Origin of the sequence: Streptomyces sp. NBC_01429 (assembly GCF_036231945.1) — a bacterium.
Classification (GTDB): domain Bacteria; phylum Actinomycetota; class Actinomycetes; order Streptomycetales; family Streptomycetaceae; genus Streptomyces.
Genome location: NZ_CP109599.1, coordinates 6,672,362 through 6,685,984, shown reverse-complemented (window position 1 = coordinate 6,685,984; position 13,623 = coordinate 6,672,362). Strand labels below are relative to the sequence as shown.

The following is a 13,623-nucleotide window of genomic DNA, read 5'->3' as shown; positions in this document are numbered from 1 at the left end:
CCACGATGCTGGGACCATGCATGTCCGCAACGGCCCCGCCCGGCAGCGTGCGTGGGAGCGGCGCCTGGAACTGCCGCTGCTCATCGCCTCGCCCCTCTTCCTCGCCTGCTACGCGGTCCTCGTGCTGGTCCACGGCGCCGCCCCCGTGTGGCACGACGTCGCGCTGGCCTGGCTGCTGCTGATCTGGGCACTCTTCGCGGTGGACTACGGCGTGCGGCTGCTGCTGAGCGGGCAGGGCCCCCGATTCGTGCGGACGCACTGGCTGGACACGATCGTCCTGGTGCTGCCGCTGCTGCGCCCGCTGCGGATCGTCAACACGTACGTGGCCCTGCAACGGCGGCGCGGCCGGCCCCGGCTCAGTCTCTACGGGCGGGTGATGGCGTACGCCGGGGTGACGGCGGCGCTGGTCACCTTCGCCGCCGCGCTCGCCGTCCTCCAGCAGGAGCGGGACGCGCCGGGCGCCACCATCCGTACCTTCGGCGACTCCGTCTGGTGGGCGTGCTCGGCGATCACCACCGTCGGCTACGGCGACGTGACGCCGGTGACACCGCTGGGGAGGCTGTTCGCGGTGGCGCTGATGATCTGCGGGCTGGCGCTGCTGGGGGCGGTGACGGGGTCGTTCTCGTCCTGGCTGATCCAGGTCTTCGGCCGGGAGGACCACGTGGACGAGGAACGGCCCCCGGACGGCTGACGCCGTCCGGGGGCCGTCCTTCTTCCCGCCCGTCAGACCTGGACGCGGTCCTCGACGGCCTTCGCGATCTTCGCGATGGCCTCCTCGACCGGAATGCCGTTCTCCTGCGAACCGTCGCGGTAGCGGAAGGAGACGGCGCCGTTGGCCATGTCCTCGTCACCCGCGATGATCATGAAGGGGACCTTCTGCTTCTGCTGGTTCCTGATCTTCTTCTGCATCCGGTCCGACGACGCGTCGACGTCGACCCGCAGCCCCTGCTTCCTGGCCTTCGCCGCGAACTCCTGGAGGTAGGGGATGTGCGTGTCACCGATCGGGATGCCCACGGCCTGCACCGGCGCCAGCCACACCGGGAACGCGCCCGCGTAGTGCTCCAGCAGCACCGCGAAGAACCGCTCGATGGAGCCGAACAGCGCGCGGTGGATCATGACGGGCTGCTGCTTCGAACCGTCGGCCGCCGTGTACTCCAGACCGAACCGCTTGGGCTGCTGGAAGTCGACCTGGATGGTCGACATCTGCCAGGAGCGGCCGATGGCGTCGCGGGCCTGTACGGAGATCTTCGGGCCGTAGTAGGCGGCGCCGCCCGGGTCGGGGACCAGCGGAAGACCCTGCTTCTGGGCGGCCTCGCGCAGCGTCTCGGTGGCCTCCTCCCACTCCGCGTCCTCGCCGATGAACTTGTCGGACTCGGGGTCGCGGGTGGACAGCTCCAGCTCGAAGTCAGTGAGACCGTAGTCGCGCAGCAGATCCAGCACGAAGGTGAGCAGCGAGTCCAGTTCGTCCGCCATCTGCTCCTTGGTGCAGTAGATGTGCGAGTCGTCCTGGGTGAAGCCGCGGGCACGGGTCAGACCGTGGACGACACCGGACTTCTCGTACCGGTAGACCGTGCCGAACTCGAAGAGCCGCAGGGGCAGCTCACGGTAGGACCGGCCGCGCGCCTTGAAGATCAGGTTGTGCATGGGGCAGTTCATCGCCTTGAGGCGGTAGTTCTGCCCGTCGAACTCCAGGGGCGGGAACATCGCCTCGGCGTAGTTGGGCAGGTGCCCCGAGGTCTCGAACAGCCCCTCCTTGGAGATGTGCGGGGTGTTCACGAACTCGTAGTCGGCGTCCTCGTGGCGGCGGCGCGAGTAGGTCTCCATCTCCCGGCGGATGATGCCGCCCTTGGGGTGGAAGACCGCGAGGCCCGAGCCGACTTCCTCGGGGAAGGAGAAGAGGTCCAGCTCGCTGCCGAGCTTGCGGTGGTCGCGCTTCTCGGCCTCGGCGAGGAACTCCAGGTGTGCCTTCAGCTCGTCCTTGGTCGGCCAGGCGGTGCCGTAGATGCGCTGGAGCATCGGGTTCTTCTCGCTGCCCCGCCAGTACGCGGCGGCGTTGCGCATCAGCTTGAACGCCGGGATGTTGCGGGTGGTGGGCAGGTGCGGGCCCCGGCAGAGGTCCTTCCAGCACAGGTCGCCGGTCTTCGCGTCGAGGTTGTCGTAGATGGTCAGCTCGCCGCCGCCCACCTCGACATCCGCGCCGTCGTCCGTCGAGGCCGAGCCCTTGATGCCGATCAGCTCCAGCTTGTACGGCTCGTCGGCCAGCTCCTCGCGGGCCGCCTCGTCCGTGACGACCCGGCGCGAGAAGCGCTGTCCGCGCTTCTGGATCTCCTGCATCTTCTTCTCGATGGCCTTGAGGTCATCGGGGGTGAAGGGGGTCGCCACGTCGAAGTCGTAGTAGAAGCCGTCCTTGACCGGCGGGCCGATGCCCAGCTTGGCCTCGGGGTGCAGCTCCTGCACGGCCTGCGCCATGACGTGCGCGGTGGAGTGGCGCAGGATGTTCAGGCCGTCCTCGGAGGAGATCTCCACGGGCTCGACCACCTCGCCCTCACCGACGCCGTACGCGAGGTCCTTCAGTTCGCCGTCCACGCGCGCGGCGACGACGGTGCGCTCGCCGGGGAAGAGGTCGGCCGCCGTAGTGCCCGTCGTCACCACGCGCTCTTCCCGCTCGGAATCGCGTTGGATGATCACACGGACGTCTGACACCGGTCTCTCCTGACCTACGGGGTACGACAGCGGACACTGCGCGTGCTGAATCGTACCGAGCCCGCGGGGCCGCTCGCGAAACGGTTTCCCGGCGTCCGGCCGCCGGGACGTCCCGCGCGGGCCGTCCTCCACCGTAAACGACGCATACCGTACGACCTGTCCGGGTAGCACCGATTCGGGCAGGGGGAGCTCCATCTGCCGCCGACGCACGAGGAGTTCGGGGATGACGTGTTGGTTCGAAGGGCCACTGGCCGCATTCGGGACCGGGACGACGGGGACGGACGTCGAGGAGGACCGGATCCTTTCGGGGGCCCTGGTCGTGCAGGAGATGGCGGGGGTACGGCCCCGGGTGACGCGCTGGCTGGTGGACCCGGGGGTGCCGGTCCCCGAGGAGGCCATCACGGCGCACGGCCTCACCGAGGACCTGCTGCACCGCAACGGGCGCTGGCCGGCGCCGGTGATGGCGGAGATGGCGGGGGCGCTCGGCAGGCAGTGCGCGGCGGGCCGTCCGCTCGTGGTGATGGACGCGCCGTTCGGTCTGACGGTCCTGGACCGCGAGCTGCGCCGCCACCGGGCGTCCTCCCTCCCCGGCCACCTGGAGGGGGCGGAGCTGTGCGTGCTGGATCCGCGCGTCCTCGACGGGCAGCTGGACCGCTACCGCAAGGGCCCGCGCACCCTCTCGGACCTGCGCGACCACTACAAGGCCGAGACGGCGGACCCCGACGACGTGGGCGGCGGGGAGCCGACGGCGCTGTCGGCGCTGGCGGCCCTGGAGGTGGTGCGGGCGGTCGGCCGCAGGTTCGCCGCGCGGCTGGAGCGGCTCAGCGCGCGGGAGCTGCACGGACTCCAGACCGGATGGCACGCGGAGCTGGCACGCGGACAGCAGACCTGGTTCTCGCGGGCCGCGGAGAGCGGGCCCGCGGGGGCCGGCTGGCCGCTGCGGCCACCGCGATCCGCGGCGGCCGCCTGACGAGCGCCCGCCAGATCCCGGCCGCCCGGTCCCGGTCGGCCGCCACTGTCACGCACGGCCCCCGGAACGCGCGAAAGCCGGTCCGTCGATGACGGACCGGCTTCTCCCGGTGGGCGATACTGGGTTCGAACCAGTGACCTCTTCGGTGTGAACGAAGCGCTCTCCCACTGAGCTAATCGCCCGGGAACGCCTGAACCATACAGGCCCCGGCGGGTTTCCTTCAAACCCGTTCCGGCGCCTTCCGGAGCGGAACGGGCGAGGCCCCGAAGACCTGTCGGTAGGTCTTCGGGGCCCCGGTCCGGGTGGGCGATACTGGGTTCGAACCAGTGACCTCTTCGGTGTGAACGAAGCGCTCTCCCACTGAGCTAATCGCCCGGACGCACCGCATACGTTACCCCATGTCAGCGGGTGCCCGATCACCCGCCGGTCACCGGTCGGTCACCGGCGGGTACGCGGAGTCGACGACGGACTCGGAAAGCGACTCTCCGCCGCACCACCTCAATGGCGGTACAACCCGAAGTAACACACCGCCATACGAGTTACCCGAAGGGCCACAAAACAGACAGAGGGGTTTACAACGACACCGTAGGTGGCATCTCGATTTCGCCGACGTGCGAATCCCCGAGCGCACACTGAGCGAAAGGCCCTGGCGCTTATGAACACCACGGTCAGCTGCGAGCTGCACCTGCGCCTCGTTGTATCGAGCGAGTCCTCACTGCCTGTACCCGCGGGCCTGCGGTATGACACGGCCGATCCCTACGCCGTGCACGCCACCTTCCACACCGGAGCCGAAGAGACGGTCGAGTGGGTCTTCGCCCGCGACCTGCTCGCCGAGGGGCTGCACCGGCCCACCGGCACCGGCGACGTCCGGGTCTGGCCGTCCCGCAGCCACGGCCAGGGCGTCGTCTGCATCGCCCTCAGTTCACCGGAGGGCGAAGCCCTGCTGGAGGCCCCGGCGCGGGCCCTGGAGTCGTTCCTCAAGCGGACCGACGCCGCGGTGCCACCAGGCACCGAGCATCGTCACTTCGATCTCGACACGGAGCTGTCGCACATCCTGGCCGAGAGCTGAGCCAGGCCGAGGACTGCACGGCGCCGTCCGACTCGGGGAGACGGCGCCGCGCGGACAATCGCATACGGAGGACACCGGCGCCGCCGCCGCGGAACCCACCGCGACGACGGCGCCGGTGCGTTCCGTCCCGGCGCGACGGGCCCGGGTGCGGGGCAGCGGCTAAAGTCGGCGGGGTTCTGCGGGCACCGGCCCGTGGGCAGTCCAGGGAGCGGACCGTGCTGATTCCACACGACACCCGGATCGCCCTCGACACCGTCGTCGATCTGGTGAACACCGCGCCGGAGGCAGGCGGCGGCGCGGCCGACCGGCTCGCGGGCGTCGAGGCGCTGTACGACTTCGTACGGGACCACAACGTCAGCGGGGTGCGGGAGCTGGGCGCCCGGGATCTGCGGGCCGTGCTGGACGTACGGGACCGCTTCACGGAGGTCTTCGCGGCGACGGACCCGCGGACCGCCGCCGATCTGATCAATCAGCTGGTGGCCGGCGCGGGGACGACTCCGCAGCTGACCGACCACGACGGCTACGACTGGCACGTGCACTACTTCGCGCCGGGCGCCTCGGTCTCCGACCATCTCGCGGCCGACTGCGGGATGGCGCTGGCGTTCATGGTCGTGGCCGGCGAGCAGGAGCGGCTGCGGCGCTGCGAGGCCCCGGACTGCGGGCACGCGTTCGTCGACCTGTCGCGCAACCGCTCCCGCCGCTACTGCTCCAGCCGCACCTGCGGCAACCGGCTGCATGTGGCCGCGTACCGGGCGCGCCGCAAGGAAGCGGCCGGTTAGGTCCGAGCTGGCGGGAAGCGCCTCGGCAGGACCTGACCGTCACAGCAGGAACAGATCGTGCAGCGCCGCCATCAGCAGCAGGGCGCCGATCACCGTCAGGAAGATCATCAACGGTGGCTGGGAGAGCGCGTACAGGCAGCCGCGCGGCTCCTCGGTGGGTGCGGGGGTCTCCCCCCGGGAGGTATCGAACATCTCGGGGCCGATCATGGCGCACCCCGAAGGCCGCTCCCGACCAACCTGGGCGATCGGCCCCGGAGTTCATCATTTCCCGTGGTTTGGATCCCGGAAAGCCAGCCGAATCACGGCTGACCTGGGATGCTGCCGCCCCTCCGGGGGCTCGTGATCAGATGCCGTGCTTCTTCAGGATGGCCTCGATGTCGCTGAAGTCGTCCCCGGGGCGCTGCTCCTCGCGCGGCCTGGCCTTCGGCTGCGCCACCGGCCTGCTTCCGGCACCGAGCGCGGGCCCGGAGGCCGCGGGCTCGACCGGGCCACCGCCCTGCTGGGCCGCCGCCCTGGCGGCGGCCTTGCGCTCCTTGCGCGAGCCGCCGGTGCGCCGCTCCACCGCGCGGGTGGTCATGAAGAGCAGCCAGGCGACGCCGAGGACCGCGAAGCCCGCCCAGGCGGTCGGGCTGAAGGCGGTATTGGCGAGCCACTTCACCGCGCCGACCATCACCAGCCCGACCGGGACCAGCGCGTACGCGGCGATCCTGGTGGCGGTGAGGAAACGCTTCCGGTACGCGGTGATGGCGGCGATACCCAGGCCGGCCGCTGACACCGCCGCGCACATGGTCTCGGCAATCATCAGGTCCTCCAGGCAGAGCGCGTCATCGGCCGAACACTTCTTCTCCTCCATCCTGCACCTCACGACGGGGTCGGGGCCACGGTGCGGGGCCGTGACGGGCGGATCTGGGGGAGATCTCGGGGATGCGGTCCTCCCCAGGTCCCGGTCGGCCCGGCTGAGCAGGGGTGACCTCGGGGTGCCGCCCTCCTGGGAGACTGGTCCCATGAGCGACTCCACCACCACCGGCCCCGTCGTCCTCGACGTCTGGTGCGAACTCCAGTGCCCCGACTGCCGCACCGCCCTGGACGATGTGCGCGCGCTGCGCGCCCGCTACGGGGACCGGCTGGAGCTTCGGCTGCGGCACTTCCCCCTTGAGAAGCACCGGCACGCCTACGCCGCCGCGCAGGCCGCCGAGGAGGCGGTCGAGCAGGGCGCGGGGTGGCCGTACGTGGAGGCCGTACTGGCCGGGACCGAGGAACTCGCCGCCAAGGGCGAGCCGTTCCTCGTCGAGACGGCGCGCGGGCTGGGCCTGGACGCCGAGGAGTTCGACACCGCCCTGATCGACGGCCGGCACTTCCTGACCGTGGACGCCGACCAGGCCGAGGGCAAGGCCATCGGCGTGACCGGCACCCCGACCTATGTGATCGACGGCGAGCGGCTCGACGGCGGCAAGAGCCAGGAGGGGCTGCGCGAGCGCGTCGAGGCGATCGTGGACCGGCTGCTCGGATAGCTCCCGGGGCGGGTCAGAGCAGCCGTTTGAAGAAGTTGCGGCGGACCGTCGCGTACTGGAGCGACTCGTAGAGACGGACCGCCGGGGTGTTGTCCGTGAAGACGTGCAGCCCGAGCAGGGTCGAGCCGGACGCGTGGGCGACGCGCTCGGCGAGCAGCATGAGGGCGCGGCCGAAACCTCGGCCGCGCATCTCCTCGGTCACCGCCACGTCGTACACGTACGACGCCCACCGGCCGGGGCGGACCTCGTGGCGGGACACCCAGACATGGCCCACGACGCTTCCCTCGTGGGCCAGGACGCTGAACGTGACCCCGGGGGTGGCCAGGCCGTCGGGCAGGTTCTCCCGGTGGCTCCGCTCCGACTTGGCGCGGGCGGCCTCCGGCGGGGTGCCGCGGTCGATCCACACGTGCGCGAAGGTGTCGACGGCGTCCGCCAGCCAATGCTCGTACTCGGCGCCGCTCATGGGGCGGCCCTCGACGCCCGCGGGGAGCACGGGCGGTTCGGGCCCCAGCTCCTTCTCCATGTTGCGGCTGCGCTCGGTGTGGCCGAGGGAGTCCAGCAGGCGCAGCGCGGCGGTCGCGGCGGGCTCCACCGACGCCAGCACCTGGTCGCAGCCCCAGTCGCGCAGCACCTCCTCCGCGGCGAGTACGGCGACGGTGGCGCGGCCCCTGCGCCGGTCGGGCTCCTCGACGCGCAGCCCCTGGAGGATCCCGGCCCGGTGGCCGAAGGCGGCGTCCGTGGTGATGTCCAGCGCGCCGACGGGGCGGCCGTTCACGCAGACCTCGTAGGAGCGTGACTTACCGCCGTCGGCGGTCTGCTGAAGCGGTCCGGTGGGCCGCAGGGTGGTGGTCATCAGGGGAGTTGTACCCACAGCGCGGCCCGCAGTCATCCGGTTTTACGGCCCGGGGCCGGTCGTCCGCACGGCCCGGGGGCGGTCCTCACGGGTCCAGGGCGGCGCCGGACCGCTCGTCGAAGACGCGCATCGCCTTGGCCGTGACGGGTCCGGGGGCGGCCGCCAGCTCGCGGTCGTCGACCCGGTGGACGGCCTGGACGTCGCGCAGCGTCGAGGTCAGGAAGATCTCGTCCGCACGTTCCAGGACGTCCAGCGGCAGATCGGTCTCGCGGGCGTCGCTCCACTCGGTGACCAGGGCGCGGGTGATGCCGTCGAGGCAGCCGGAGGCGAGGGGCGGGGTGTGGAGCCGGCCGTCGAGGACGACGAAGACATTGGAGCCGGTGCCCTCGCAGAGCGCGCCGACGGTGTTGGCGAACAGCGCCTCGGTGGCGCCCCGTTCGGTCGCGCGGGCGAGCGCGACGACGTTCTCCGCGTACGACGTGGTCTTGATCCCGGTCATCGCGCCGCGCTCGTTCCGTGTCCAGGGGACGGTGACGGCGGCGGTGGTGTCGGGGCGGCGCGAGGTGGCGCCGAGGGCGACGACGAGGGTGGGGGCGGCGTCGCCCCGGTCGGAGCCGAGCGGGGAGAGGCCACCGGTGAGGGTGATCCGCAGCCGCCCCAGTTCCACCGGGTTGGCGTCGAGGACGGCCGCGCAGGCCCGCCGTATCTCGTCGGGATCGGGCTCGGCCAGTCCGAGGCCGCGGGCGGAGCGGGCCAGCCGGTCCAGATGGCGGGTGAGGGCGAAGGGCCGTCCCCGTACGGCCTTGACCGTCTCGAAGACGCCGTCGCCCACGGTCAGTCCGTGGTCGAGCACGGACACCAGGGCGGTCTCGGCCGTGCGCAGCCCGCCGTCGACCCAGATCCTCATCGCGCGATCCCTCCGTTCACCGGCCGGGCACCCGTCGGCTCCCGGTCCCGATCCCCCGGTTCGTACGCTCCCGACGCTATCGCGAGCAGCCTGGACGCCTTCAGTTCGGTCTCGCGCCACTCCCCCTCCGGGTCGGAGCCCCAGGTGATCCCGGCGCCGGTGCCGAAGCGCAGCAGGGGGCGGGCGGGCGTGGCGCGGTCGATCCAGAACGTACGGATCCCGACGGCCAGTTCGGCCGTTCCCCGGTCGGCGTCGACCCAGCCGACGCCGCCGCAGTAGGGGCCGCGCGGCGCTGTCTCCAGCTCCTCGATGATCGTCAGGGCGCTGGACTTGGGGGCGCCGGTGACCGAGCCGGGCGGGAAGGTGGCGCGCAGCAGCTCCGGCCAGCCGGCGGTGGCGGCGAGTTCGCCCCGTACCGTCGAGACGAGATGGACCAGGCCGGGGTGCGGCTCCAGGGCGCAGAGCGCGGGGACGGTGACGGTCCCGGTGGCGCAGACCCGGCCGAGGTCGTTGCGGACCAGGTCCACGATCATCACGTTCTCCGCGTGGTCCTTGGCCAGCAGTTCGCCTGCGGTGCGGGCGGTGCCCTTGATCGGGCCCGACTCGACGGTGCGGCCCGTGCGGCGCAGATACAGCTCGGGGGAGGCGGTGGCGATCTCCACACCGTGCGCGGGCAGCCGGATCGTCCCCGCGTACGGCGCCGGGTTGCCCCGTGCGAGCAGGGCGGTCAGCGCGTCGACGTCGGTGGCGGCGGGTTCGGGCAGCGGCGCGGAGAGCACCCGGCAGAGGTTGACCTGATACACGTCGCCGGCCGCGATGTACTCACGGATCCGGCGCACGCCCTTCGTGTACGCGGCGTGGTCGAGCGAGGACGTCCACTCCCCCGCACCGGGCCCCGCCCATCGGCCGGGCACGGGCGGCGGGACCGGCTCCGTCCGTACGTCCTCGAACCGGGCGCAGGTGAGACGGCCCTCGAAGTCCGCGGCGACGGCCCAGAAACCGGTGGAGTCGAGCGCCTCCGGATCATGGGTGACGTCCCGCAGACCGGAGGCGACGAGGCCGCCGAAGCGGGCCAGAGCAGGCAGATCGTGCACATTTGCGAGTCTAGAACAGGCTCCTGGCCGCTGCTCCGGGCCGAACGCACGCCAACCGCACCGCAGCACGCTGCGGAAACGCGTTTTTGTGCTGGCCCGGGAATCCGCTAGAGTTCAACACGTCGCCAGGCCGTCACAGACGGCCGGAAACGATACGCGGACGTAGCTCAGTTGGTAGAGCGCAACCTTGCCAAGGTTGAGGTCGCCAGTTCGAACCTGGTCGTCCGCTCGATTGTGGGGGAGATTTTCCCGACCCCCGCACTCCTGGTGGAGTGGCCGAGAGGCGAGGCAACGGCCTGCAAAGCCGTCTACACGGGTTCAAATCCCGTCTCCACCTCTGCGGACGATTAGCTCAGCGGGAGAGCGCTTCCCTGACACGGAAGAGGTCACTGGTTCAATCCCAGTATCGTCCACTGGACCCATGAGGTTCCCGCGCGATTAGCTCAGCGGGAGAGCGCTTCCCTGACACGGAAGAGGTCACTGGTTCAATCCCAGTATCGCGCACGCAGTACGCAGCACCCGCAGGTCCCACCCGCGCGATTAGCTCAGCGGGAGAGCGCTTCCCTGACACGGAAGAGGTCACTGGTTCAATCCCAGTATCGCGCACTGCCTCAAGCCCCCGGTCACTTCGGTGACCGGGGGCTTCGCCGTGCCGCGGGCAGTCGTACCCGGACAGCGCGATGGCCGGTCAGCTCCCCAGCTGACCGGCCAAACGCTGCCGTCCGCCGCACCCCCGTCCCCACGGGGTTGTTGGCCGGATGTCCCCGACCCGGGCCGCTCTCCCGGGTCCGGAGCGCTGTTCAGCGCCCCAGCATCACGCCCACGGACGACGCCTGTGTGACCACCGCTTCCCAGCCGCCGAAGACGACCACCAGCAGTGCCGCGAGAGGAAGGACCATGGCCGTCGCCACCAGCGGATGGCGCGTACCGGGCCGGTGGCCGCCGAAAGCCGCGACCGCCTTGCGTCCCTGGGTGCGGATCGCCGCCCGCGATGCCGTCTCCGCCATGGTCCCTCTCCTGTCATGTCTGACAGCGGCGAGTGTCTGACCTCGGGGGACGAGTGCTGCACCCGCCGCTTGACCTCAACACTAGGGACAGGACGGCACCCGGTCGTCATGCCCGCGTACCCATTGCCGGGCCTCCCGGAGGATGAGCGCGCGGCGACGGCGTACTCCCCTGGGTGGAGAGCCGGGACCCGGGGGTCTGAGGGTCTTCCCGGAGAGCGTGCGGGAGCGGACCGGTCACGGGTCGGTCACGGGTGACTTCCCTCACTTCCGCCCCGCCGGCCGGCAGCCGCCGCGCCCCCGGTGACCTGCCGGGACAGCGGCGCGAGCACCGCCGCGCGCCGGGTCCGCGCCGGATCCGACGGCCGTCTCGGGGTGATCCCCCACGATCCAATCCCCCTGCCGCGAGGGACCTTTGGGATCATGGCGGAGTCCGGGCGCGGGCTGCCCCGCCCGCCCTGACCACTCCTCAAGTTTCCTGCCCGGCGCGGACAATCGGTCGGTCCGCGAGGGCGCGGCCTATGAGCGCGCCGGGGCCCGGGTACGTAAGCTGTGCCACGTCACACGGACGACCGGGCAGCGGGGATGGACATGGCGATGATGCGGCTCCGGCGGGAGGACCCGCGTGTCGTCGGTTCGTTCAGGCTCCACCGGCGGCTGGGCGCGGGCGGGATGGGCGTCGTCTATCTGGGCTCCGACCGGCGCGGCCAGCGGGTCGCCTTGAAGGTGATCAGACCCGACCTCGCCGAGGACCAGGAGTTCCGGTCCCGGTTCGCCCGCGAGGTCTCGGCGGCGCGCCGCATCCGCGGTGGCTGTACGGCGCGGCTGGTGGCCGCCGATCTCGACGCGGACCGGCCGTGGTTCGCCACCCAGTACGTGCCGGGCCCCTCGCTGCACGACAAGGTCAACGAAGAAGGACCGCTGTCCGCCGCCGAGGTCGCCTCGGTCGGCGCGGCGCTCTCCGAGGGGCTGGTGGCCGTCCACGAGGCCGGGGTGGTGCACCGTGACCTCAAACCGTCCAACATCCTGCTCTCCCCCAAGGGCCCGCGCATCATCGACTTCGGCATCGCCTGGGCGACCGGCGCGAGCACCCTGACCCATGTCGGCACGGCGGTCGGCTCCCCCGGCTTCCTCGCCCCCGAGCAGGTACGGGGAGTCGCGGTCACCCCCGCCACCGACGTGTTCTCGCTCGGCGCCACCCTGGCGTACGCGGCCACCGCCGACTCGCCCTTCGGACACGGCAGTTCCGAGGTCATGCTCTACCGGGTGGTCCACGAGGAGGCGCACCTGTACGGGATGCCCGACGCGCTGGCGCCGCTCGTGCGGGCCTGCCTCGCCAAGGACCCCGAGGACCGTCCCAGCACGCTCCAGCTGTCCATGCGGCTCAAGGAGATCGCCGCCAGGGAGGCCCAGGGCCTGATCGACAGCCGGCCTCCCGCGCAGCGGACCCGCGGCGGGCAGGAGATCCCCACGGGCCGGCTCACCGAGCGGTACACGGAACGCGACCCCGCGCGCGCGGCCGGCGGCCCCGGATCCCCGAGCCGTACGTCGGGCACGGCGGGCGGGCCCGCGCCCAGGCCGGGCCGGATGCGGCCGGGCGGCACGTCGTCCCGTACCGGAGGCGGCTCCCCGCGCACCGGGGGATCCCGCCCGTCGCGGCCCCGGGAGACCGCACGCGACTCCGCGCGCGACGCCTCGCGAGCGGGCAGCCGGCCGAAGTCAGGCCCGCGCACGACCCCGGGGAAGCTGCGCCCCGCCAACCCCCGGCTGCTGCGGCAGCGTCTGATCGTCTTCGTCGTCGTGACGCTCATCGTGGCGCTGGGGATCGCCGCCGCGCAGAAGCTCTGAGCGCTGCCGGCGGTCTCTCCCCGCCGCGCCGCCCGGTCAGCTCTCGGGACGGCCCGCCGTGACCGCGTAGAAGGCGACCGCCGCCGCCGCGCCCACGTTCAGCGAGTCCACCCCGTGCGCCATCGGGATACGGACCCAGGTGTCGGCGGCGTCCAGCGCCCGCCGGGACAGTCCGTCACCCTCCGCGCCGAGCATCAGCGCGACCCGCTCCAACCGGTGCGGCGCGGCCTCGTCCATCGGGACCGCCTGCTCGTCCGGCGTGAGCGCCAGCAGCCGGAAACCCGTCTCCTTCACGGCGTCGAGCGCCCCGGGCCACCCCGCGAGGCGGGCGTAGGGAACGGAGAACACCGCGCCCATGGAGACCTTCACCGAACGGCGGTAGAGCGGATCGGCGCAGTCCGGGGAGAGCAGCACCGCGTCCATCCCGAGCGCCGCCGCGCTGCGGAAGATCGCGCCGATGTTGGTGTGGTCGTTGACCGCCTCCATCACCGCGACGCGCCGCGCCGTGCGCAGCACCTCGTCCACCGGGGGCAGCGGCTTGCGCGCCATGGACGCGAGGGCGCCCCGGTGCACGTGGTAGCCGGTGACCCGCTCCGCCAGCTCGGGGCTGACCGCGTACACCGGGGCCCGCGCCTCGTCGATCACGTCGCGCATCGTGTCGACCCACTTGGCCGAGAGCAGCATCGACCGCATCGCGTAACCCGCCTGTCCCGCGCGGCGGATGACCTTCTCCCCCTCGGCGATGAACAGCCCCTCGGCGGGCTCCCTCCTGCGCCGCAGCTCGACATCGGTCAGTCCGGTGTAGTCGCTCAGGCGGGGGTCGTCGGGGTCGTCGACGGTGATGAGTTCAGCCACGGGGTTCTGCCCTGTTCGGTGGAGGGGGTG

The 13,623-nt window shown here is 71.8% G+C and carries 14 protein-coding genes and 7 tRNA genes; 11 read left to right on the top strand and 10 right to left on the bottom strand.

All coding sequences use genetic code 11. The annotated features are described in order from the left end of the window. Positions 1 to 16 precede the first annotated feature (16 nt). Positions 17 to 691 (top strand): potassium channel family protein, encoded by a 675-nt coding sequence (locus OG627_RS29550; RefSeq protein WP_329070240.1) that lies wholly within the window; start codon positions 17 to 19, stop codon positions 689 to 691. A 32-nt stretch (positions 692 to 723) separates the two neighbouring features. On the opposite strand, the gene thrS is transcribed toward OG627_RS29550, so the two are convergent. Next, on the bottom strand, positions 724 to 2,703 hold the full coding sequence (gene thrS / locus OG627_RS29545; RefSeq protein ID WP_329070237.1) for a threonine--tRNA ligase: 1,980 nt from the start codon (positions 2,701 to 2,703) through the stop codon (positions 724 to 726). 223 nt (positions 2,704 to 2,926) lie between these two features. On the opposite strand from thrS, the gene OG627_RS29540 reads away from it, so the two are divergent. Next, entirely contained in the window at positions 2,927 to 3,673 is a 747-nt protein-coding gene (locus OG627_RS29540) for a 3'-5' exonuclease (protein WP_329070235.1), read from the top strand. Positions 3,674 to 3,783: 110 nt separating this feature from the next. Here OG627_RS29540 and OG627_RS29535 read toward each other — a convergent pair. Then, a tRNA-Val gene (locus tag OG627_RS29535) sits at positions 3,784 to 3,855 on the bottom strand. A gap of 121 nt (positions 3,856 to 3,976) precedes the next feature. Then, positions 3,977 to 4,048, bottom strand: a tRNA-Val gene (locus OG627_RS29530). A 280-nt stretch (positions 4,049 to 4,328) separates the two neighbouring features. On the opposite strand from OG627_RS29530, the gene OG627_RS29525 reads away from it, so the two are divergent. Together OG627_RS29525 and OG627_RS29520 are read left to right on the top strand one after the other, a co-directional pair. Continuing rightward, on the top strand, positions 4,329 to 4,742 hold the full coding sequence (locus OG627_RS29525) for an SsgA family sporulation/cell division regulator (protein WP_003959770.1): 414 nt from the start codon (positions 4,329 to 4,331) through the stop codon (positions 4,740 to 4,742). 215 nt (positions 4,743 to 4,957) lie between these two features. Continuing rightward, the gene (locus OG627_RS29520; protein ID WP_329070233.1) at positions 4,958 to 5,521 is read left to right on the top strand and encodes a CGNR zinc finger domain-containing protein; all 564 of its coding nucleotides are present in this window, start codon (positions 4,958 to 4,960) and stop codon (positions 5,519 to 5,521) included. Between the two features lie 39 nt (positions 5,522 to 5,560). On the opposite strand, the gene OG627_RS29515 is transcribed toward OG627_RS29520, so the two are convergent. Then, positions 5,561 to 5,713 carry a hypothetical protein gene (locus tag OG627_RS29515; protein WP_329070232.1) on the bottom strand — a complete coding sequence of 51 codons (153 nt, stop codon included), beginning with the start codon at positions 5,711 to 5,713 and terminating at the stop codon, positions 5,561 to 5,563. A gap of 151 nt (positions 5,714 to 5,864) precedes the next feature. After that, positions 5,865 to 6,323: a hypothetical protein gene (locus OG627_RS29510; RefSeq protein WP_329073083.1), complete on the bottom strand. Its 459-nt coding sequence runs from the start codon at positions 6,321 to 6,323 to the stop codon at positions 5,865 to 5,867. Positions 6,324 to 6,525: 202 nt separating this feature from the next. Here OG627_RS29510 and OG627_RS29505 point away from each other — a divergent pair, with 202 nt between their 5' ends. Next, on the top strand, positions 6,526 to 7,032 hold the full coding sequence (locus tag OG627_RS29505) for a DsbA family protein (protein WP_329070230.1): 507 nt from the start codon (positions 6,526 to 6,528) through the stop codon (positions 7,030 to 7,032). A gap of 13 nt (positions 7,033 to 7,045) precedes the next feature. On the opposite strand, the gene OG627_RS29500 is transcribed toward OG627_RS29505, so the two are convergent. The 3 genes from OG627_RS29500 to OG627_RS29490 all read right to left on the bottom strand — a co-directional run bounded on the left by OG627_RS29500 (position 7,046) and on the right by OG627_RS29490 (position 9,886). Further along, positions 7,046 to 7,885, bottom strand: coding sequence for a GNAT family N-acetyltransferase (locus tag OG627_RS29500; RefSeq protein WP_329070228.1), 840 nt, complete (start codon positions 7,883 to 7,885; stop codon positions 7,046 to 7,048). A gap of 85 nt (positions 7,886 to 7,970) precedes the next feature. After that, on the bottom strand, positions 7,971 to 8,792 hold the full coding sequence (locus tag OG627_RS29495) for an aminotransferase class IV (RefSeq protein ID WP_329070226.1): 822 nt from the start codon (positions 8,790 to 8,792) through the stop codon (positions 7,971 to 7,973). Further along, a complete protein-coding gene (locus OG627_RS29490) occupies positions 8,789 to 9,886 on the bottom strand; it encodes a chorismate-binding protein (protein WP_329070224.1) in 1,098 nt (365 codons plus the stop codon). Before OG627_RS29490 ends, OG627_RS29495 begins: the two co-directional genes overlap by 4 nt. A gap of 156 nt (positions 9,887 to 10,042) precedes the next feature. Between OG627_RS29490 and OG627_RS29485 the strand changes: the two genes are divergently transcribed. From OG627_RS29485 to OG627_RS29465, 5 genes are all read left to right on the top strand, one after another. After that, positions 10,043 to 10,115, top strand: a tRNA-Gly gene (locus tag OG627_RS29485). 37 nt (positions 10,116 to 10,152) lie between these two features. Beyond that, positions 10,153 to 10,223 (top strand) — tRNA-Cys (locus OG627_RS29480). Between the two features lie 4 nt (positions 10,224 to 10,227). Then, a tRNA-Val gene (locus tag OG627_RS29475) sits at positions 10,228 to 10,299 on the top strand. Between the two features lie 19 nt (positions 10,300 to 10,318). Further along, positions 10,319 to 10,390: transfer RNA gene (locus OG627_RS29470), tRNA-Val, on the top strand. A 30-nt stretch (positions 10,391 to 10,420) separates the two neighbouring features. Further along, positions 10,421 to 10,492, top strand: a tRNA-Val gene (locus tag OG627_RS29465). A 194-nt stretch (positions 10,493 to 10,686) separates the two neighbouring features. Here the strand turns inward: OG627_RS29465 and OG627_RS29460 are convergent. Next, positions 10,687 to 10,893, bottom strand: a complete 207-nt coding sequence (locus OG627_RS29460; RefSeq protein WP_329070223.1) for a hypothetical protein — start codon at positions 10,891 to 10,893, stop codon at positions 10,687 to 10,689. 588 nt (positions 10,894 to 11,481) lie between these two features. Here OG627_RS29460 and OG627_RS29455 point away from each other — a divergent pair. After that, complete coding sequence (locus OG627_RS29455) at positions 11,482 to 12,738, top strand: serine/threonine-protein kinase (protein ID WP_329073081.1); 1,257 nt, start codon at positions 11,482 to 11,484, stop codon at positions 12,736 to 12,738. A gap of 36 nt (positions 12,739 to 12,774) precedes the next feature. Here the strand turns inward: OG627_RS29455 and OG627_RS29450 are convergent, their stop codons facing one another. After that, entirely contained in the window at positions 12,775 to 13,593 is an 819-nt protein-coding gene (locus tag OG627_RS29450) for a TrmH family RNA methyltransferase (RefSeq protein ID WP_329070221.1), read from the bottom strand. Between the last annotated feature and the right edge of the window lie 30 nt (positions 13,594 to 13,623).